Source organism: Bacillus sp. HU-1818 (assembly GCF_022695965.1).
GTDB lineage: Bacteria > Bacillota > Bacilli > Bacillales > Bacillaceae > Bacillus > Bacillus atrophaeus.
Genome location: NZ_JAAPBE010000003.1, coordinates 430560 through 451431, shown reverse-complemented (window position 1 = coordinate 451431; position 20872 = coordinate 430560). Strand labels below are relative to the sequence as shown.

At 42.1% G+C, this 20872-nt stretch carries 21 protein-coding genes; 7 read left to right on the top strand and 14 right to left on the bottom strand.

The genetic code is table 11. From position 1 onward, the window contains the following. Positions 1-10: 10 nt before the first annotated feature. The 4 genes from pbpA to GXP75_RS12755 all read right to left on the bottom strand — a co-directional run bounded on the left by pbpA (position 11) and on the right by GXP75_RS12755 (position 4950). The gene (gene pbpA / locus GXP75_RS12770) at positions 11-2155 is read right to left on the bottom strand and encodes a penicillin-binding protein 2A (protein ID WP_242556952.1); all 2145 of its coding nucleotides are present in this window, start codon (positions 2153-2155) and stop codon (positions 11-13) included. 113 nt (positions 2156-2268) lie between these two features. Then, positions 2269-3561 carry an MFS transporter gene (locus GXP75_RS12765; RefSeq protein ID WP_061572804.1) on the bottom strand — a complete coding sequence of 431 codons (1293 nt, stop codon included), beginning with the start codon at positions 3559-3561 and terminating at the stop codon, positions 2269-2271. A 118-nt stretch (positions 3562-3679) separates the two neighbouring features. Next, a complete protein-coding gene (gene sodA, locus GXP75_RS12760) occupies positions 3680-4288 on the bottom strand; it encodes a superoxide dismutase SodA (RefSeq protein WP_061669984.1) in 609 nt (202 codons plus the stop codon). A gap of 179 nt (positions 4289-4467) precedes the next feature. Next, a complete protein-coding gene (locus tag GXP75_RS12755; protein WP_242556951.1) occupies positions 4468-4950 on the bottom strand; it encodes a DUF456 domain-containing protein in 483 nt (160 codons plus the stop codon). Positions 4951-5130: 180 nt separating this feature from the next. On the opposite strand from GXP75_RS12755, the gene GXP75_RS12750 reads away from it, so the two are divergent. The 3 genes from GXP75_RS12750 to ispG all read left to right on the top strand — a co-directional run bounded on the left by GXP75_RS12750 (position 5131) and on the right by ispG (position 7530). Beyond that, complete coding sequence (locus GXP75_RS12750; protein ID WP_242556950.1) at positions 5131-5892, top strand: DUF1189 domain-containing protein; 762 nt, start codon at positions 5131-5133, stop codon at positions 5890-5892. Positions 5893-5987: 95 nt separating this feature from the next. Continuing rightward, positions 5988-6293 (top strand): LysM peptidoglycan-binding domain-containing protein, encoded by a 306-nt coding sequence (locus tag GXP75_RS12745; RefSeq protein WP_242556949.1) that lies wholly within the window; start codon positions 5988-5990, stop codon positions 6291-6293. Between the two features lie 133 nt (positions 6294-6426). Continuing rightward, positions 6427-7530, top strand: a complete 1104-nt coding sequence (gene ispG / locus GXP75_RS12740; RefSeq protein ID WP_242557153.1) for a flavodoxin-dependent (E)-4-hydroxy-3-methylbut-2-enyl-diphosphate synthase — start codon at positions 6427-6429, stop codon at positions 7528-7530. Between the two features lie 38 nt (positions 7531-7568). Here the strand turns inward: ispG and GXP75_RS12735 are convergent, their stop codons facing one another. Beyond that, positions 7569-7949 carry a DUF308 domain-containing protein gene (locus GXP75_RS12735; RefSeq protein ID WP_087941812.1) on the bottom strand — a complete coding sequence of 127 codons (381 nt, stop codon included), beginning with the start codon at positions 7947-7949 and terminating at the stop codon, positions 7569-7571. 132 nt (positions 7950-8081) lie between these two features. On the opposite strand from GXP75_RS12735, the gene GXP75_RS12730 reads away from it, so the two are divergent. Continuing rightward, positions 8082-8663 carry a hypothetical protein gene (locus GXP75_RS12730; protein ID WP_242556948.1) on the top strand — a complete coding sequence of 194 codons (582 nt, stop codon included), beginning with the start codon at positions 8082-8084 and terminating at the stop codon, positions 8661-8663. A gap of 54 nt (positions 8664-8717) precedes the next feature. On the opposite strand, the gene zur is transcribed toward GXP75_RS12730, so the two are convergent. Beyond that, positions 8718-9155 carry a zinc uptake transcriptional repressor Zur gene (gene zur / locus GXP75_RS12725; protein WP_004429523.1) on the bottom strand — a complete coding sequence of 146 codons (438 nt, stop codon included), beginning with the start codon at positions 9153-9155 and terminating at the stop codon, positions 8718-8720. A gap of 153 nt (positions 9156-9308) precedes the next feature. Continuing rightward, the gene (locus GXP75_RS12720; RefSeq protein ID WP_061572796.1) at positions 9309-10190 is read right to left on the bottom strand and encodes a YitT family protein; all 882 of its coding nucleotides are present in this window, start codon (positions 10188-10190) and stop codon (positions 9309-9311) included. 116 nt (positions 10191-10306) lie between these two features. Between GXP75_RS12720 and GXP75_RS12715 the strand changes: the two genes are divergently transcribed. Then, complete coding sequence (locus GXP75_RS12715) at positions 10307-10561, top strand: DUF2624 domain-containing protein (protein WP_106044124.1); 255 nt, start codon at positions 10307-10309, stop codon at positions 10559-10561. Positions 10562-10588: 27 nt separating this feature from the next. Here the strand turns inward: GXP75_RS12715 and GXP75_RS12710 are convergent, their stop codons facing one another. Beyond that, positions 10589-11482: a deoxyribonuclease IV gene (locus GXP75_RS12710; protein WP_004429520.1), complete on the bottom strand. Its 894-nt coding sequence runs from the start codon at positions 11480-11482 to the stop codon at positions 10589-10591. A 9-nt stretch (positions 11483-11491) separates the two neighbouring features. Further along, positions 11492-12808, bottom strand: a complete 1317-nt coding sequence (locus tag GXP75_RS12705) for a DEAD/DEAH box helicase (RefSeq protein WP_242556947.1) — start codon at positions 12806-12808, stop codon at positions 11492-11494. 172 nt (positions 12809-12980) lie between these two features. Here GXP75_RS12705 and vrrA point away from each other — a divergent pair, with 172 nt between their 5' ends. Further along, entirely contained in the window at positions 12981-13655 is a 675-nt protein-coding gene (gene vrrA, locus GXP75_RS12700; RefSeq protein ID WP_242556946.1) for a VrrA/YqfQ family protein, read from the top strand. 124 nt (positions 13656-13779) lie between these two features. Beyond that, positions 13780-14724, top strand: a complete 945-nt coding sequence (locus GXP75_RS12695) for a 4-hydroxy-3-methylbut-2-enyl diphosphate reductase (protein WP_004429516.1) — start codon at positions 13780-13782, stop codon at positions 14722-14724. Positions 14725-14746: 22 nt separating this feature from the next. Here the strand turns inward: GXP75_RS12695 and GXP75_RS12690 are convergent, their stop codons facing one another. The 5 genes from GXP75_RS12690 to dnaG all read right to left on the bottom strand — a co-directional run bounded on the left by GXP75_RS12690 (position 14747) and on the right by dnaG (position 20852). Next, on the bottom strand, positions 14747-15868 hold the full coding sequence (locus GXP75_RS12690; RefSeq protein ID WP_242556945.1) for a Nif3-like dinuclear metal center hexameric protein: 1122 nt from the start codon (positions 15866-15868) through the stop codon (positions 14747-14749). Beyond that, positions 15861-16568 (bottom strand): tRNA (adenine(22)-N(1))-methyltransferase TrmK, encoded by a 708-nt coding sequence (gene trmK / locus GXP75_RS12685; RefSeq protein ID WP_277990761.1) that lies wholly within the window; start codon positions 16566-16568, stop codon positions 15861-15863. The genes GXP75_RS12690 and trmK overlap by 8 nt, the downstream gene beginning before the upstream one ends. A 462-nt stretch (positions 16569-17030) precedes the next feature. Further along, the gene (gene cccA, locus GXP75_RS12680) at positions 17031-17393 is read right to left on the bottom strand and encodes a cytochrome c550 (protein WP_004429509.1); all 363 of its coding nucleotides are present in this window, start codon (positions 17391-17393) and stop codon (positions 17031-17033) included. A 325-nt stretch (positions 17394-17718) separates the two neighbouring features. Beyond that, positions 17719-18840 (bottom strand): RNA polymerase sigma factor RpoD, encoded by a 1122-nt coding sequence (rpoD, locus tag GXP75_RS12675; protein WP_242556944.1) that lies wholly within the window; start codon positions 18838-18840, stop codon positions 17719-17721. A 200-nt stretch (positions 18841-19040) separates the two neighbouring features. Next, on the bottom strand, positions 19041-20852 hold the full coding sequence (gene dnaG, locus GXP75_RS12670) for a DNA primase (RefSeq protein ID WP_242556943.1): 1812 nt from the start codon (positions 20850-20852) through the stop codon (positions 19041-19043). Positions 20853-20872: the final 20 nt, after the last annotated feature.

Sequence of the window (20872 nt, the reverse complement as noted above, 5' to 3'; positions counted from 1 at the left end):
GCGTTCTGTTTTAATGATTTGAAGATGTTGAGCTTTGCGCCTCTTCTTCAATTTTATTTTTGTTTTTTTGCTGAGTGTTGTCGTCTTCTTGTTTTGATTTCAGTTCGAAGTATTTATCTAATACTTCTCGTCCGATTTCATTCGTAATGGAATATCTGTCACTATAGTTAACATAGGCCCAAGGAACGACTACAGAAATGGCTATCTCCGGGTTGTCTGCAGGTGCATAGGCAACGAGTGTTGTATTATAAGTACTTTCCCCTGTTTTTGATTTATTAGGACCATCATAGAAAGATTGTGCTGTACCAGTTTTGCCTGCCGGACTATATTTCGCCGACGCAAATTGGCTTGCTGCTGTTCCCTTTGTCATGACCCGTTTAAAGCCGGCTTGAACTTCTCCGATCTCCTCACTGCTCATATTTACTTTATTTAAAACTTGAGGCTGGACAGATTCCACTACAGCTCCGATGCCTTTTTGAGCATCCGGCTCTCTTACTTCTTTCACGAGCTGAGGCTTCAAACGATATCCTCCATTTGCAATAGTGGACACGTATTGCGCCATTTGGAGCGGTGTATACGTATCATACTGTCCGATAGCAAAGTCAAGCAAAAGCCCTGATTGTCTCTTAGTACCTTGATAACCGGTTGCTTCATTCGGCAGATCAATTCCGGTTTTTACTCCTAAGCCAAACTGACTAAAATTATAACGGAATGTATCGAAGGCTTTTGTGTCCAACGGCAATGATTGACCGCTTTTATATTCACCTTTACCGATCGCAATTGCTGTTTTAAACATAAATACGTTTGACGATTGTTCAAGTGCTCTTTGAATGCTGACAGGGCCTAAATTCGTCCAAGATTTTTTAGGGTTGGAACCCTTAATTAGAATCGGTTCATCTTGGAATACAGTGTTTAAATTGATCGCACCTGTTTGCAGCCCTGTTAACACAGTCGCACCTTTAACAGAAGACCCCATTGCATAGGAAGAAGTCATAGCGCCTAGGGCATAATCGTCGATTTTATATTTACCATTTTGATTGGTAATTTGTTTGCCTGCCATTGTCAAGACTTCACCGTTTCTCGGATCCATCATCACCACAAATGCGCGATCCAATAATTCAGTGCTTGCTCTTGCTTTGGCCGATTTCAAATTTTTCTCAATAATTTTTTCGACTGATTTTTGCAAATCAATATCAATTGTAAGCACCAAGTCCTTGCCGGCTTTGCCTTCTGAAATGGTTTTTTTGCCGGTGACGTTGCCGGAAGAGTCTGTCAAGTTTTGCACTTTTTCTTTTTGTCCTTGAAGAACATCTTCATATTGATATTCTAAATAACTTTTGCCGACCCTGTCATTTCGGCTGTAGCCGAGTGACAAATAATGATCAAGAAGGCTTGAAGGAAGCCCTTCATTTGAACTGGATACACTGCCAAGCAATGTACGCAGCAAACTTTTATACGGATAATCCCGTTCCCAGTCTGATGTAACGTCTACCCCTGGCAATTCTTCCAAATGTTCACTTACGACAGACATCTCCTTGGCAGTCACATCTTTGTTTTTGATATATTGAGGCGTCAATGAGTAGCCTGAATCCATCTGCCTTTTAATAGCGAGTATCTGCATATCTTCATCTGTCAGTTCGTTCAGTTGTTTATCGGTAATACGCTTCAGCTGAATCTGGTATAAATCATCGTCAGAAAGCAATTTATCTTCAACTTTTTTTCTTTCTTTAGCTGTAATGAGTTTTTTCGCTTCTTTCGGTCTCGTTAGAATCCAATAATCCTTTTTGTCCCGTTCTGTGACCTTTTCAGTATCCACTTTAATCATACCTGCAAGTTTTTTCGCAATTTTTAAACGCTGCGCTTGTGTCGTTGAGGTAGATCTTGTGTATGTAATCGCATTTAACGCTTTGTTGGTCACAATTGAATTCAGGTTTCGATCGTAAATTTTCCCTCTCGGCACAGCTGAACTGACATCCACTTCTTCCTGCTTGCTTGCTTCATTTTTATAATCTTCACCCATAACGATTTGCTTGATGCCAAGCTCTACAATAATCCAAGTGAAAATGATGAATGCAAGCAAAAATAAAATGTTCAGCCGAATCGGCAGAGACTTCTTTTTCTCATTATGTTGTTTTTTCGGTTTACTTCTTCTCATGACATCACCTTTTCTTTATTACAGAAAGAAATGACACTCAGGTAAGAGTGCCATAGATTATTCTAAAGGTTTTTTCGACTTTTTTCTACAGATAACCCTTTTTTCACGAATTATTATCTTTCTCCTTTTAAAAGGTTCGGTTCTGCCACTCGTTTTTGACCGTCTTCTGCCATCGTTTCTTCAGCCGGGTCCGGTTCTGTGAATCTGATGTCTTTGACGAAGTAATAAATCAGTGTATGCCCCGCTCCGAGCAATGCAAGAGACACCGGGATTCCCACATCGTCTTTTAATAATGAGACGATAATAAGAAAAAATAGAATCGACACAATTCTGCCTGCATTTAAAAACAATTCTCTCAGCACAATATATTCAATTCTCGCCTTTCTTGCATGCCTCGCCCGTCCGATGACATCATAAGTAAGGGATAAATAGGGAACGAGGAGCAAGGGATATCCAATTGCGATAAAAACGCCGTAGGTGAGCAAGGTCGTGAAGCTCATATGGAAAAGGATAAGAAACAGCGCTCCATACAGCACCAGTCCTCCTACAAGTATTGCCTTTTTTCTTGCCTTCTTTTTGATCAGCCTTGACACAAAATAGTAGGCAAAGAAGGAAACAGCTGAATTAACAAGACCAAAGGTACCAAGCGCCAATTCACTGTTTGTTGCAATAAAAACAAACACACTGATTAAAAAAACAAAAATTCCCTCTCTCAAGCCTTGAAAAAAATGCGCATTTGTAATTTTGCGCCAATTCATATTCGTATGGCGTTCAGCAAATACTTTTTTCAGCATAAAACGTCCTTTTGACTCTCTCCGTTTCAGAAAGAAGCTCATGACTACAGCGAGTGCAAATAAACTGAGGGAAAGGCTGAAAATGATCGTATATCCTGTATTATTTTCAAATCTTGAGATCACAAAACCTGCAACAATCGGCCCAATCATCCCTGCCGTCGATGATAAAATCCCCAGAAAACCATTGAAAAAATCTCTCGTATCAGGCTCTGTGATTTCAAAAGTCAGCACATTAAACGCAAGCCAATAAAAACCGTAGCCTACACCAAGGACTGCGCCTATCAGCACCAGCCGGGAAGCGGCCGTTTCACCCGCCAACAGCACCGTTAAATAAAATCCGGCTAAAAAGATCACACCAAATCTAAGGATAAACACCCTGTCTATTTTCTTAGCCAACCGTCCGGCTAATAAAAAGGTGAATGGCTGCATCGTCACAATTGACAGATTATAGATGGCCAAATCAACGAATTTTCCTGATTGCTTCCAAAGGTACACATTCACAAATGTATTAGAAAGCGCAATACCTAATGAGTAAAGTCCTCCAATGGTAAGCAGCAGCAGTAAGCCTTTGTTTACTTCTACGTTGCCAAATATTTTTTTTAGTTTGCTCATCACTGACTCCCCTTTACTATCCATAGTTTGTCTAAACTAAAACTCAGATATGTAAAAAGGAGAAAAAGTTCCACACAAAAAAACAAGACCCGTAAAGGGCCTTGTTTCATTTAATCCTTTATTTTGCTTCGCTGTAAAGACGGGCAACCTCATCCCAATTGACAACATTCCAGAAAGCGGAGATGTAATCAGGACGGCGGTTTTGGTAGTTAAGGTAGTAAGCGTGCTCCCACACATCAAGACCTAAAACCGGAGTTTTCCCTTCAGAAAGCGGAGAATCTTGGTTTGGCGTGCTAGTGATTTCAAGCTTGCCATTGTTTACTACAAGCCATGCCCAGCCAGAACCGAAACGGCCTGTTGCCGCAGCTCCGAACTGCTCTTTGAATTTGTCAAAGCTGCCAAATTCACTTTTGATTGCCTCTGCTAGATCTCCTGTCGGCTCGCCGCCGCCATTTGGAGATAAAAGTGTCCAGAACAATTTGTGGTTGGCATGTCCGCCACCATTGTTGCGTACAGCAGTGCGGATGTTTTCCGGCACAGCGTTGAGGTCAGCTACAAGCTCTTCAACAGATTTGTTTGCAAGAGCAGTATTTCCTTCAACCGCTTTGTTCAAGTTTGTAACATAAGTGTTATGGTGCTTCGTATGGTGAATATTCATTGTTTCCTTGTCGATATGCGGTTCTAACGCATCGTAAGCATAAGGTAATTCTGGAAGTTCGTAAGCCATGATAAATTCCTCCTTCATATTATATGTACTGAAATGCCGCTATCAAGCGAGCCTTTCTTCATTCAGATTATCAAAAGAAAGGCGCGTTATCAATGAAAAAGCTCATAAAAGGTCATTTCAGCAGGCATATTTCACTTTAACCGTTAAGACTTGTTACTAAACCTGTTGTTTTTGCTTTTTTATAGAACAGTCCATAAAAAATACCCGATCATGATTAGCTGAATGACGCCCTTTGCCAGGACACTCGTTAAAAACCCGATCAGTGATCCCAAGCCGATTTTGAATGCGGCCTTCATATCTTTCTGATGAACGATAAGCTCAGCTGCGACCGCGCCGATAAACGGTCCCAAAATGATACCTGCTACAGGAATGACAAACGGTCCGATTAATAGGCCAATCGTGCTTCCCCAAATCGCCGCCCTGCTGCCCCCGAATCTTTTAACCCCCAGCAAATTGGATACATAATCTGCTGCGAATAAAACAGCGGCAAATACGGCTTCCACAAGCCAAAACATATAGGAATAAGGACTGAACGTAAACAAAAATCCATATAGAACAAATCCTGCAACAATAAACACGACGCTCGGGATGACAGGGTACACAAGCCCGATAAATGCGATAACAAATACAACAGCTATGATCAGCCAATATAAAATATCCATAAAATCTCCTCTTTCCGCGGATTTATCTATCCGCTCTAAGCTTATTATGTATTATTCCTTATCTTGGTGCTGGTAACCTTCACTTTAAAATTAGCTTACTATAATAGATCTCCCTTGTGTTCATGCGGTGTGAACGATACAATAAGCAACATATATCAGTATAGCTAGGAAGTGAAGGTTTTGAATTTATTTAAGCTTTTGATTAAAAGTACATACTCTCCCAAGGATATCGCAAAGACAAGGTTCCAAGGGATAGGGAAGGCGATTCTTTATGTTTTCCTTCTTTCGCTCCTTTTTACACTCCCGAGCGCTTATTATTTAAGCTCCGGAACTGTGAAATCAATGAACGGGTTTAAATCCGTTTTACAAGATGATTTCCCCGATTTTACGATTTCAAACGGCAAACTGCAAACCGATGAAAAAAAATCCACGGAATCACAGGCGAATGGATTTGTCATCGTATTTGATCCCACTGACGCATACGGCACAGAACAAATCGAGGCAAAGCAAAATGCTATCGGCATTTTGAAAGACAAATTTGTCTTGGCAATCGACGGCCAGGCGACAGAAATGAATTACTCATTGCTCCCTTCTGAATTGACGAAAAAGGATGTCATGTCCGGATTACATCAAAATAAAACAATGATTGTGACTGTGCTTTCTGTCCTATTGTTTCTCATGACTGCCGTGGGTAAATTTATAGAAGTTTCTTTCCTCGGCTTGATCGGACTGATCATGAAAAACGCCCAAAGAAAACAGCTGTCCTATCCGCAGCTATGGAAACTTTCTGCTTATTCGATTACCCTTTCAACCATTTTCTTTACCATTATGAGAGCGTTGGAAGCTTCTGTGCCAAGTGAATTTTTAGTTAATTGGTTTGTAAACTTTGTGATCCTCTTCCTCGTCTTAAAAGAGATACCGTCAAAGAAAACAGCCGTTTAGTCTGAGACTGTCCCGCACAGTCTCTTTTCTTTTGTCATGAAGGAAAAGGGACAAGCATACAATGAAGTAAAATTCGTATGCGGGAGGCAAAAAGCATGAAGCGTCTCATCTTTCTATTCAGCAGTATATTTGTCATCTTTATTATATTTTACGATGTAAAAATAGGAACCATTCCCTTCCAGGACCTCCCTGTTTATGCAGTGTCAGCAAAAACTTCTGAACAACAAGAAGCGGCGTATAAAACAGTTACAGTGAAAAAGGGTGACACGGTCATGTCAATTGTCGGAAATACGGGCTCGCCAGATGAGATTGTGAGGGATTTCGAAGCACTGAATCCAAATGTAAAAGCAAGCAGCATTCAAGCCGGAACAGCGTATAAATTCCCCGTATATCACAACTAAAACGTTAATTTCTTGTCAGTTCGGCGAATACACTGTTACAATATAATTTGTAAATCAAAATCACACAGACCATATCAGGACTGGATTCAATAAGCGGTAACTACAATTAAGGAGCGATTGACAAGTGAGTGAAATCACCCATCGTACAAAAACGCGTCCCGTCAAAGTGGGACCTTTAACAATAGGCGGAAATAATGAAGTTGTCATTCAAAGCATGACAACAACAAAAACACATGATGTAGAAGCAACAGTAGCGGAGATTAACCGATTGGCAGAAGCGGGATGCCAAATCGTGCGGGTCGCGTGCCCTGACGAGCGTGCGGCTAATGCGATTGCCGATATCAAAAAACAGATTTCCATTCCGCTTGTTGTTGATATCCATTTTGACTACAAGCTTGCCTTAAAAGCGATAGAAGGCGGAGCAGATAAGATCCGGATCAATCCTGGGAACATCGGCCGCCGTGAAAAAGTCGAAGCTGTTGTTAAAGCAGCAAAAGAAAAAGGAATTCCTATTCGAATCGGCGTTAACGCAGGTTCTCTGGAAAAACGCATTTTAGAAAAATACGGCTATCCGACAGCAGACGGAATGGTCGAAAGCGCGCTTCACCATATCAAAATCCTTGAAGATCTGGATTTTCACGATATTATCGTCAGCATGAAAGCGTCCGATGTGAACCTTGCGATTGAAGCATATGAAAAGGCCTCAAGAGCTTTTGATTATCCGCTTCATCTCGGGATTACAGAGTCAGGAACATTGTTTGCCGGCACGGTTAAAAGCGCGGCAGGCCTCGGGGCTATCTTAAGCTTGGGTATCGGTAACACGATGCGTATCTCATTAAGCGCCGATCCGGTGGAAGAGGTAAAAGTAGCACGAGAATTATTAAAATCTTTCGGGCTTGCTTCAAATGCGGCCACCCTTATTTCGTGTCCGACTTGCGGCCGGATTGAAATTGATTTAATCAGCATTGCAAATGAAGTGGAAGAATACATTTCAAAGGTAAAAGCGCCGATTAAAGTAGCTGTTCTCGGCTGCGCCGTAAACGGTCCGGGAGAAGCAAGAGAAGCTGACATCGGTATTGCCGGTGCCCGCGGTGAAGGACTTCTGTTCCGCAAAGGCGAAATTGTCCGCAAGGTTCCCGAAGAAACAATGGTTGAGGAATTGAAAAAAGAAATTGACAAACTTGCCGAGGAGCATTATGCAAAACTCGAAGCTGAAAAAGCGAAATTAAATACTTAAACACAAAAAGCTTGACGGAAACCCGTCAAGCTTTTGCTTTAGAAAAACGGAATAATAAATATTCCCAGCACAAGTGATATTACGCCAATTCCCATTGCCCAGCCGCCTAAGCTGGTTGCGCCTCTTCTTCGTGCGATATAACCGACGATGATTCCAGCCGCCCCTAACAGCACAGGAAGGACAAACAAGGAAATAATAGATAGAGCTAAAGCAATAAATCCAATGCCTCGCCCTTCATTGGCTCCTGCATTATTCTCATCACGGTCACCGACTCGGTCTGATGCGCGGTAAGGCTCCGCAATTTCAGCAGAAGTTTCTTCTAAATAACCGTCATCATGGGTAATGTTCGTGCCCTCTGAGCCATGATCGACATAATAATTATTACCTTCACGTTTTTCGTAGTCGTATGCCACCTTCAATTCCCCCTTGTCTTTTATTAAAGGAGCTTTTATAGTTTAAGCAATTTCTTCTGTTTCATGTTTGCTAAACTTTTCTGGTAATGTTAATTGTTTATGTTACACTTGAAAGTATGAAAATAAAGGAGTGTGGGCATGTTACGCTTAGGAATAGATATTGACGGCACCATAACGGCTCAAGATACATTTGTCCCTTATTTAAACCGCTCGTTTAACCTTTCTATTTCATTAGACGATATGACGGACTATGATCTGACAAAGCTGCTGAATATTACAACCGAAGAATTTTGGGACTGGATGAATCGCAATGAAGCGATGATATATAAAGAAGCCATGCTCGCGCAGTACGCAAAACAATCGCTTGATAAACTGAAAGAAGAACACTCTTTGATCTATATTACAGCAAGGCGAAACCATTTGGCTGATGTCACCTATGAGTGGTTCGGCAGCCGGGATATTCACTATGACCATATTGAGCTTGTCGGCGGGCACAACAAGGTAGAAGCTGTGAGAAAGCATGACATTGACTTATTTTTTGAAGATCATCACGGTAATGCGACGATGATAGCAAAAGAAGCCAATATTCCGGTTATTTTGTTTAATTCCCCCTATAATCAGCTCCCCATCGATTCGAATATCATCAGGGTGAATAACTGGCTTGACGCCGTTCACTGGATAAATGAAAACAAACACAGTTTATTGCGTGTGAAAAGCTGACAAAGCAGGAGCCGAAAAAATAAGGCTCCTGCTTTTTTTAAAAAAGAAAAACCCTTACGCTGAAGGGTTTTCCGCATTTTTTTGTTCGCATCCCGGACACTTGCCGTATATCTCAAATTTGTGGCCGCTGATTTCATAGCCTTCCAAATCGTCGTTAAGTTTGTCCATCGGGCATGATTCAATCTCTTTCGTCTTTCCGCATTCTAAACAAATAAAATGATGATGATGATGTGTGTATGAACACTTAAATCTGAAAAGCTTTTCACCGGAAAGCTCAGTCGTTTCCAAAATGCCCAGCTCCTCATATAATGAAAGGTTTCTGTATATTGTATCAAAGCTCAGACCGGGATAATCGTCATTTAATGCAGCCAAAACGTTTTTAGCAGTAAGATATCTGTCCGAATCAGCGAAAAGCTGAAGCATATCTTCCCGTTTGCTTGTATATTTATATCCTTTTTCTTTCAGCAAGTTAAGTGCTTCTTGTACGTTCATGGAGGGTCCCCCTTGTCACTTTGAAAGAACGTATGTTTATGCTCAATCAATCCGATTTTCCAAAAAAGAAAATGGCAGCTGTCAAATCAGCAAGCCATCTCTTTATGTCGTATATAAATTATACCTATAAAATTAATAAAAGTAAATGAAAGCCTAATGGATAGCGGTTTTGAATTTGCCGCCTCTCGTTTCATGAGTATTCATAATAGTTATAAATGCATTTTTGTCAATTTCAAAGATGATGGATTTCAGCTTGGTTACTTCAAGCCTTGTAACAACAGCATATATAACTTCCTTCGTTTCATCGGTATAACCGCCCTTGCCCTGCAGTTTGGTAGTCCCCCGTCCAAGCCGGTGCAAAATGGCGTCTGATATTTCAGCATATTGTTCTGCCACAATAATGACCGCTTTTGTTTCATCAAGTCCTTGAATAACGGCATCTATTGTTTTCATAGCAATATAATAGGTCATGAAGGAATACATCGCCTGTTCCGGGCCAAACACAAAACCGGCCCAAATAAAGATAAACACGTTAATAAGCATAACGAATTCACCGACTGAAAATGGCAATTTTTTCGTCAGGAGGATACCGAGTATCTCTGTGCCATCCATTGATCCCCCGAATCGAATCACCAGACCGACACCGAAGCCAAGCAAAAGCCCTCCAAAAACTGTAGCCAAAATTGGCTGTGTTGTAACGGCATCTACATGGTGAAGCGAAGATTCGATAACCGCTAACCCTACAATTCCAATAACGGTAGAAACCAAGAATGTCTTACCGATATATTTATAACCAAAAATCATAAACGGTATGTTTAGCACTACGACAAAAATAGCGAAATTAAGGATGGGGGTGGCCATAAAGAGGTGATCTAAAATAAGCGATACTCCGATGATGCCTCCGTCAATGAAGTTATTAGGGACCAAAAACAGTTCAATACTTACCGCCGCTGAAGCAGCTCCGGCCAAAATCATAATGACTCTGAAAAGGAAATGAATGAATGATTCTTTCTTATGTTGTTTTGTTGAGGTCATAAAATCTCCTTCCTGAAAATAACTATTAAAAATAGATTATGAATCTATTTTACCATTAAAAGCTGGAACGTTTTACTGATTTGCCCATACATTATTCCTGAGAGGTGGAATGTTCGATGATTTTATTTCAAAAAATTATTCTGCAGCGGCTGAACCAAGTGACTGCGGAGGATTTACTCAAGTACTCAAAGCAATACGGAATCAGTCTCACAAGAACACAAGCGGCTGAAGTCGCAAACCTTATGAACGGTAAAAACATAAACATTTTTAATGATCAGGAACGCTTGCAGCTGCTGAAACAGGTTGAAAACATTACATCGAAAGAAACGGCAAATACAGTTAATGAAATTTTCAAACAATTCACAAGCTAAAGAGGGGGAGATTCACTCCCCCTTTATTTATTGTTCTGCTATTTTTTCCAGCAATCCCTCATCAAATTGCTTTTCCTTCAGCATTTGAATCTCGAATCGGTATGGAGGTTTTTTATTCTTCTTATCTTCCCCTACATACGGCGTTTCCAGGATTTTCGGTATATCTGAAAGCTGATCATGATGCACCACATATTGCAAAGCGTCGAATCCGACTTCACCGAAGCCGATGTTTTCATGGCGGTCTTTTTTCGCACCTCTGACATTTTTGCTGTCATTAATGTGAAGCACTTTTATTCTGTCGATTCCCACAATCTTATCAAATTCATTAAGAACGCCGTCAAAATCATGAACAACATCATAGCCTGCATCATGCGTATGGCATGTATCAAAGCAAACGGACAGATGCTCATTATGAGTGACACCGTTTATAATTTGGGCAAGCTCTTCAAAACTCCGGCCGCACTCAGAACCTTTGCCGGCCATCGTTTCCAAAGCGATCTGCACCTTTTGATTCGGATCAATCACTTCGTTTAAGCCTTCAATGATCTTTTGAATGCCTACATCAGCCCCCGCTCCCACATGAGCGCCTGGGTGAAGCACAATTTGTTTTGCTCCGATCGCAGCTGTCCTTTCGATTTCCGAACGCAGAAAGTCAACGCCAAGCTCAAATGTTGCCGGGTTGGTCGTATTCGCAATATTGATGATGTAAGGTGCATGAACGACAATATCGTCAATGCCGTTTTCTTTCATATGCGCCTGGCCTGCCTCTATATTGAGGTCTTCAATTTTTTTACGGCGCGTATTTTGCGGTGCGCCTGTATAGATCATAAATGTGTTTGCCCCATAAGAGACAGCTTCTTGGCTTGCGGCAAGAAGCATGTGTTTTCCGCTCATTGAGACATGTGAACCTATTTTCAACAACCGGTTTCCCTACTTTCCTCTTTTAGATTGCTGTCTTCTTTGTTTTTTTCTTATTTTCTCCATCTCATAACTCATTTTCTTTTTATAGCCCGGTTTTACTTTTTTCGGCTTTTTCACTAGGCGCTGTGCCATTTCGTCAGCTCCGTTCGGCGTCTTTTTACGGTTTTTACGGCGCTGGCGGTCGTCGCCTTTTTTCCATTCGCCTTTTTCAAGCTCAACATATTCAAATACGATGCCCATTTTCTCCAGTTTGACAAGCGCATCCTCATCAGACAGCTCATAAATCGTCATCGCTTGGCCTGAAGATCCGGCGCGCGCCGTTCTTCCTACACGGTGAACATAAAAATCAAGATCATCCGGCAGCTCATAATTGATAACGTGGCTCACACCCTTAATATCAATCCCTCTAGCCGCAAGGTCTGTCGCGATGACATATGTGAACTCCAGATCGTTAATCTGTTTCATTACTTTTTTACGCTCACGAGGCGTCAGCCCGCCGTGAAGAAGACCGATTTTCATTCCTTTGCCTGTTAAGTATGAAGCAATATGGTCCGCCGTATTTTTTGTATTGGCAAATACAATGCCAAGATACGGATTTAAATGGGACATGATGTCAAAGAGCAACTTGTCCTTATCACGGTGTTTTGAAGGGATGAGAACATGCTCAATCTTTTCTGCAGTGATTTGCTTCGGCTCCACATGCGCGTATTTCGGATTTTCCATATACTTTTTCAAGAAAGGCTTCAGTTTTTCTGGAATCGTCGCGGAGAAAACAAGCATTTGCAAATCTTCCGGCATACGTGATCCGATATAATCCACATCAGCTATAAATCCCATATCAAGCATTAAATCCGCCTCATCAATAACAAGTGATTTAGCTTTATAAACGTTTAACGCCTGTTCTTTTATTAAATCAGCAATCCGTCCCGGGGTTCCGACAACCAGATGTGGCTGTGTCTTTAGCTTATCAATTGATTTTTGTTTATCCGTGCCTCCGATAAAGCATTTCGAACGGATAGAATCGTCTGTCAGGCTTTCTGTAATTTTCAGCGCTTCCTGATGAATCTGATTGGCAAGCTCTCTTGTCGGAGCCGTAATGACGACCTGAACAACGTCCTTATTCGGATCAATTTCATTTAACAAAGGCAATAAATAAGCGTGAGTCTTTCCTGTACCGGTCTGAGATTGCCCAATCACGCTTTCTCTTTTTAACACAGCAGGTATCAGCCTTTTTTGAATATCAGTCGGCTCATAAAAACCAAGGCGATGTACGGCATCTATAATAAACGGTTTCAGATCATACAATTCAAATTTTGTTTCTTTCATTTTTCCCAGCTCCTTAAAGCGGCACATTATGTGTCCATCATCACATTATACCCGATTTGGCTTAAAAACACCATGTTTGTCAGGAGCTTGTTTTACGCTCTCTCGAAAAAAAGCAAATACAGACTCACATGCATATTGTAGTAGCAGGGAGAGTTTGAAAGGAGGTACAAGTATGTTTTCACAGCAGCAGCCAATGAGAAATATGCGTCAGCCGGGCCCGCCAAACCGGCCCGCTCCTAACCAGCGCATGATGGGCGGAAGACCGCCCGCAATGCGTCAGCCTTCATTTTCGCAGCAAGGTTTCCAGCCCCCTCGCCAGTCATTTCCCCAGCAGCCGGGAATCGAATCCAGAAATGGCTTAGGGGGAGGATTAAAGGGCATGTTGTCCAAGTTTTTGCCGGGTGCAGGAGGCACAGGGGCGCCCGGGGCAGCGGCAGGCGGAGGCTCCTCCGGTTTACAAGGCATTCAGAATCTGGCCAATCCGGCGTCGCTATCCAGCATGCTCGGCAATGTCCAAAAAGTGCTCGGCATGGCTCAGCAAGTCACTCCCATGATTCAGCAGTATGGCCCATTAGTGCGAAACTTGCCGGCCATGATGAAGCTGTACAGCCAATTGAGCAGCAATGATGACGAAACAGAAGAAACAGACGGAAAAGAAGCTGAGACGAATGAAACAGATATACCTGATGAAACAGAGACGGTAAAAAAAACGAGTCCAGTTCCCGCAGAACCAAAGTCAAAATCTGCTCCGGCTCCGGCCTCTAAGAAAAAAGAAGTGTCTCCCTCTCCGGTCTCCGCTCCTGTCAAAAGAACGTCAGGCAGTTCAAAGCCAAGATTATATATTTAACATTCTTTGATATCTGAACTAAGATTGGCTATAATAGAGATCAGAAGAATGCAAGAATAGAGCCGTTTAATTACGGCTTTTTATATTGCCTCTCACTCACTTCTGAATAGGAGGACAACCAAAAATGGACGTAGTTAAAATTTCGCCGCGCGGCTATTGCTATGGCGTTGTAGATGCCATGGTCATCGCTAAAAACGCGGCGCTTGATAAAAATTTACCCAGACCAATCTATATACTCGGAATGATTGTTCATAATAAACACGTTACAGATGCGTTTGAAGAGGACGGGATTTACACGCTGGACGGAGCTAACAGATTGGAAATATTAAAGCAGGTAGACAAAGGCACCGTCATTTTCACGGCGCACGGCGTTTCTCCAGAAGTCCGGAGAATAGCAGAAGAAAAAGGCTTAGTCGCAATTGACGCAACATGCCCGGACGTCACGAAAACCCATGATTTAATTTTAAAAATGAAAGCGGAAGGCTACCATGTCATCTACATCGGCAAAAAAGGCCATCCGGAGCCTGAGGGAGCGGTAGGCGTCGCGCCAGATATCGTTCACCTCGTTGAAACCGAAGAGGATGTCCAAAACCTTGATATTCAAGCAGAAAAATTAATCGTAACAAACCAAACGACAATGTCTCAATGGGATGTTCATGACATCATGGAGCTTGTAAAGGATAAATACCCACATGTTGAATATCACCAGGAAATTTGTCTGGCTACACAGGTCCGCCAAGAAGCCGTATCAGAACAAGCAAAAAAAGCAGACTTAACGATCGTTGTCGGAGATCCGAAGAGCAACAACTCAAACAGGCTCGCACAAGTGTCCGAAGAAATTGCCGGAACGAAAGCCTACCGCATCGGCGACTTAAGCGAATTAAAGCTGGAGTGGCTTCAAGGTGTAAATACTGTAGCAGTAACCGCCGGCGCTTCCACGCCAACACCTATTACGAAAGAAGTCATCCGCTTCTTAGAACAATTTGATCATCAGGATGAATCGACATGGACAGTTCAGCATAACGTCCCGCTGCAAAAGATTTTACCTAAAGTAAAAGCAAAAAACTGAGGCCCTTACGGCCTCAGTTTTTTTATAAAAATGTAAACGGATTTGTATCTGTCTCAGACACAAAAATATGAACATTATAATTTTTCTCTGCGCACATCGCAGCCAGCGTTTTCACAACACCCTTTTTCATGATTTTTTCAGCATAGTGACCGGGATCAATAACATTCAGCCCCATCATCATCGCATCATGCGCAACATGAAAATACAGATCTCCTGTTACGTAAACATCCGCGCCTTTTCGTTTTGCCTCGTAAATGTATTTATTGCCGTCTCCTCCGAGAACAGCCACCTTTTTCACTACACTCTCAGAATCCCCTACCATGCGGACACCGTTTACTTGCAGCTTTTCTTTCACAAACAAAGCAAATTCCTGAAGCGTCATATCATCTTTCAGTTTTCCGATCCGGCCAAGCCCTTTTTCTGTCAAAGCCTGTTCCACATGATAAATATCATAAGCAACTTCTTCATATGGATGGCTTTTGATCATGGCTTTTATCACGGATTTTTCTAAACTTGCAGGAAAAACGGTCTCAAGCCGGACTTCATGAACCAGTTCAAGCTCTCCAACCTCACCGATAAACGGCTTTGCACCGTCCAGCGGCTTGAAGCTTCCGATTCCCTCCGATGAAAACGCACAATGGCTGTATTCGCCGATGTGCCCTGCCCCGGCGTTTCCAAGAGCGGCTCTGACCTGCTCTTCGAACTCTTTCGGCACATATACGACCAGTTTTTTAAGCGGATCTGAATATGTCGGCACCAGCACTTCGGAATTCTCCAGCTCTAAAGCCTCAGCGAGCAAATCGTTCACTCCGCCGTCCGCTACATCCAGATTCGTATGAGCCGCATATACAGCAATATCATGTTTGATACATTTCTCAATCAGCCTACCGCCAGGCTGATCTGTCGAGATATGCTTAAGCGGTCTGAAGATCGGCGGATGATGAGCAATAATCACATCAACGTTTTTTTCAATCGCTTCGTCTACCACACTTTCCAGTACATCAAGCGTGACCATCACGTTTTTCACCGGTTTATTCAAAGTGCCGATCTGCAATCCGATTTTGTCTCCCTCAACCGCAAACGCCTTCGGAGAAAATTGTTCAAACAACTGGATGATTTGCTGACCGTTTACTGTTTTATCCATGTCCGATGACCTCCTTTAACAACTCAATCCGTTTTGTGAGTTCTGCTAACTTTTGTTTGTTGTGCCCGGACTGCGCAGCACGGCTGATCTGCTCATAAATATTTTCAGTATGTTCAAGCTCTTGAGTCCATTTTTTCATAAATACTGCATTCTTTTCTTTGGCTAAAAAAGGACCGACAAGCATTCCGGCTTCAAAAGAAAATCCTTCGTAAGCTGCATCTTTGTCTCCCGCTTCGGCGGCAAGCACTTCATAGCACTTCCCATCCTCCTCAAGAATCATCTCACTCACGAGAGCATAGCCTTCTTTATAGAGCCACTCTCTAATATGGATAGCATGAATGTTCGGCTGCAAAATAAGCCGTTCTTTTCCTGTCAGCTTATCTTTGCCAGACTCTAAAATATGAGCGATCAAAGAGCCTCCCATTCCGGCAATCGTAATTGCGTCAGCCTCACCTTTTTGAATCACTTCCAGCCCGTCCCCTTGCCTCACTGAGATATGGGAGCTTAAGTTTAATTTCTCAACCTGCTGTTTTGCAGAAAGAAAAGGGCCGTCGGTAATTTCCCCGGCAATTGCACGGCTTGCTATATGATTCAGCACAGCATAACAAGGAAGGTAAGCGTGGTCAGATCCTATATCCGCAATCACTGCTCCGTCCGGTATGTATTCCGCTACTGTCTGCAATCTTTTTGATAATTTCATTTCATTCATTGTTATCACAACTTTTCTCAATCATTTTTCCTTTACTATCATATAAAAAAACAGCCGGGAATCCAAGCTGATCGCATGATTTTCGTTTATTTCTTTACTCTAATGTGTTTTCTCGTTGTAAAAGGTGCTTTTATGAGTAGTGTTTCTATAGTCTCTGTCTATCAAAAGAACATTCTTAACAAAGGAAGTTCCAACTTTAAACTAAAGAATGTGTTTTTCTTTCTTTACTATTTCTGCTTTATCCAGAAACATGTTTGGTAAATCCCCCTCAAACCTCGCACGTGAGGTAAGAGCGTCACATTCCACTTCCCTTTCTCACCTTTATAGCGAAATTTTGAATGATCATAATTTCGATCATCGTTCACAACAAACCAAAAGGGAAGTACTGATAGGCAAAAATAAAAGGCTGTCGAGAGAATCTCGGCGGCCTGACAGATATAGCTTTAAATTTAGTTATTTAATATTAGACACCCAATCTGCCATTTCATCCAGCTTCTCGGCAGGTACGAGTCCTGACGGCATTCCGTTGCCGCCTTTTTCAATTTTTGTTTTTATTTCAGCAACATCTTTTTTATCTCCCACGCCTTTTAAACTCGGACCTGAGACACCTTCATAGTTTTCACCGTGGCATGAGATACAGTTGGCCTTGTATATCTCTTCCGGTGAAGCGTTTGCAGTTTCCTTCTCGGCAGACTTGTTTTCCCCTCCGCCTGCAATCTCTTTGGCGTCGCCGAGTCCCTTTACGGATAAAAAGAAAGTGAGCCCTATCCCTAAGACAGCAATCAGCAAAAATGGAATAAGCGGATTCCGTTTCATTTTCCATCCCCCTTTATCATCTTCCCCTATGTAAACAATTCTAATTCTAACTTAATTTTACAAAAAGTAAATGGATCAAGGCGCAAAAATTTCGTTATTCACACATTATACAAAAAAGACAACAATCTTTTTGTTTTGTCCAATTTTCCTTTTATTCTATTGTATAATTTATTGTATACGCTTACAATAAGAAATGTGGGCATCTTTTTGAATTTTTAGTAAAATGTTCATTTGCAAACCGAGTCATTATTCAGTAAAATAAAGGTATATTATCCATATATCTTTTTTGGCAAAAAAAGAACGGATCATTCAGACCCGTTCCACTCTATTCTAGAAAATCCTTCAGACGTTTACTTCTGCTAGGATGTCTTAATTTACGAAGCGCTTTTGCTTCAATCTGACGAATACGCTCTCTCGTTACTCCAAATACCTTGCCTACTTCTTCCAACGTTCTTGTGCGTCCGTCATCAAGCCCGAAACGAAGGCGCAATACATTTTCTTCACGATCCGTTAACGTATCCAGCACATCTTCCAGCTGTTCTTTTAAAAGCTCATACGCCGCATGATCTGAAGGTGAAGTCGCCTCCTGATCTTCGATGAAATCGCCGAGATGAGAGTCATCTTCCTCACCGATCGGTGTCTCTAAAGATACCGGCTCTTGAGCTATTTTTAAGATTTCACGCACTTTTTCAGGTGTAAGATCCATGTCTTCTGCGATTTCTTCCGGTGTCGGCTCTCTTCCTAAGTCTTGCAGGAGCTGGCGCTGCACACGGATTAATTTATTGATGGTTTCAACCATATGAACAGGGATACGAATCGTTCTTGCCTGATCGGCGATAGCGCGTGTAATTGCCTGCCTGATCCACCACGTAGCATACGTACTGAATTTATATCCTTTACGATAGTCGAACTTTTCAACGGCTTTCATCAGACCCATATTGCCTTCTTGGATCAGATCAAGGAAAAGCATTCCGCGTCCTACATATCGTTTGGCGATGCTGACAACCAATCGTAAGTTAGCCTCTGCCAATCTGCGCTTGGATTCTTCATCACCCTCTTCAATTTTTTGAGCGTAGGTGATTTCTTCTTTAGCAGAAAGAAGATTTACCCGGCCAATTTCCTTCAGGTACATACGGACTGGATCATTAATTTTTACACCAGGCGGTACACTGAGGTCATTGAGGTCAAATTCTTCTTCGGCTTTGGCAAGCTGCTGAATATTAGGATCTTCTGTTTCTTCATTTTCACTAATTATTTCAACACCTTGTTCTCCTAAAAATTCATAATACTCATCCATTTGGTCTGATTCAATTTCAAAGCTGGACATACGCTCGGCGATTTCTTCATATGTCAAAACGCCACGTTTTTTACCGGCTTCAGTCAGCTGGTCTTTTACTTGGTCAATTGTTAATTCTGTTTCTGTTTCGTGGGTTTGTTTATCAGCCATTATGGATCCCTCCTTCCAAAGCTTGCAACGAATTCTAAAAGCGGTATTTTTCTTATTCAGTCATTCAGGCGTTTTCTATATAATCAGCCATAAGAAATGTTCGAATAATGAAATGACAATTCATGATGAGGTAAAGCGATCTATTTTGCTCCTCCGCAAGGAATCATTGCCAAATGAGCGCCTTCCCGCAAATTCATGTGTTATTTTAAAGATCGGTTCAATGTAATAATTTCTTGAGCCAAAGATGCAGCTGTGAGAAAATCCTTTTGTCTTTCTGCCTCTGCTCTCTCTTGCTCTTTTTCCTTTATCATTGACCATTTTCGGTGATTCAACACTTTTTTTACATAATCCGATAACTCGGCTTCGCTCAATTCTTGATTGATTTGCAGCATCAATATATCGGAAAGCAGCTGGCTGATCGTGTCATCCTGAAGTTTTGACATCGCATTTTGAGGTGTCAGCTCAGCTCCTTCTTCATATAAAGCATACAGATATGCTGCCAACGCCCGGTGCTCGTCGAGATTGAATTCAAATCCAATCCGATCCAGCACTTTTTTTATGACGCCCCGGTCACGTAGCATATGGGCGAGAAGAAGCCTTTCAGCATTTTCATGGGCCGGCCGCAGACGCTTTTGCCTCGCCTTTGTAGTGATATGCGCCCGCCTTGTCTGGGTCTCCCTGTTATTCTGGCTCGGTCCGTTTTGCTTTGTGAATACGGCGAGCTGCTCCGCTAACGATTCTTGTGAAAGAGAAAATTCGGCAGCAAGCTGTTTCAGGTAAACTTCTTGTTCAAGCGATCCTGACAGCGCGCTGATTTCTTTCAAAACGGATTTGATGTAGGCTAACCGGTCGCCTTCATCAGATAAGTTCTTTCCTTTACGGAAGAATTGCATTTTGAACGCCATTACGGTAACACTCGCGCTTATGATGTCATTTTTGAATTTTTCCCCGCCGTATCTCTTCACATAATCGTCAGGGTCCAATCCGTCTGGGATGATGGCCACCCTTACCTTACAATCTTTTTTCATCAGCAGATCTGCGGCTTTTAAGGTGGCTTCATAACCGGCTGAATCGGAATCATAGCAGAGGATGATCTCTTCCACGTTTCTTCTCAGGATCTTCGCATGCTCTTCTGTGAGAGAGGTTCCCATCGTAGCTATGCTTTCTTTCACTCCTGAGCTGACAGCTGATATGACATCTGCAAATCCTTCAAACAAGACCGCTCTTTCCTGCTTCCTGATTTGGAGGCGTGCTTTATGAAAATTGTATAACAGCTTACTTTTATGAAACAGCGGTGTTTCAGGGCTGTTCATATATTTAGGCTGCTGGTCTCCGAGCGCTCTGCCTGAGAAAGCGGCTACAGCACCATGATGATCATGAATCGGAAAAATGATCCGATTTCTGAAACGGTCAAAATAACCGCTGCCGTCTTCCCGTCTGATTAAAAGCCCGGCTTTTTCCATCAGCTCTTCTTTAAATCCCCGTTTTGCCAAAAACTTCGTCATGAAGTCCCAAGAATCAAGAGCGTAACCAATTTCAAACTCATCTATCAGCTCTTTCGTAAAGCCTCTTGACAGAAGGTAATCTAACGCATCTTGACCTTCCTTTGTATTCATTAGCAAATGATGGTAAAATTTCTTCAGAAGCTCATGAGCCTCCGCCATCTTCTGTTCGCCGGATGAATCTGGGCGGGACGCTGTATTAATCGTTATATCATCGGGAAAATCAATTTGATATTTATCAGCAAGGTGGGATACTGATTCGGTAAACGAATAGCCCTCCATCTGCCTCAAAAAGGAGAAAACATTGCCGCCCGCTCCGCATCCGAAGCAATGAAAAATCTGTTTATCCGGCGATACGGAAAATGAAGGCGTGTTTTCTCCATGAAATGGACAGAGTCCAAAGTAATTTCGGCCTTGCTTTTTTAATTGAACGTAATCACCTATGACTTCTACGATATCTGCTGACTTTTGCACCTGATCCACAATTTCATCTGGTATACGATTTCCCATCTTATTAACACTCCGTCGTA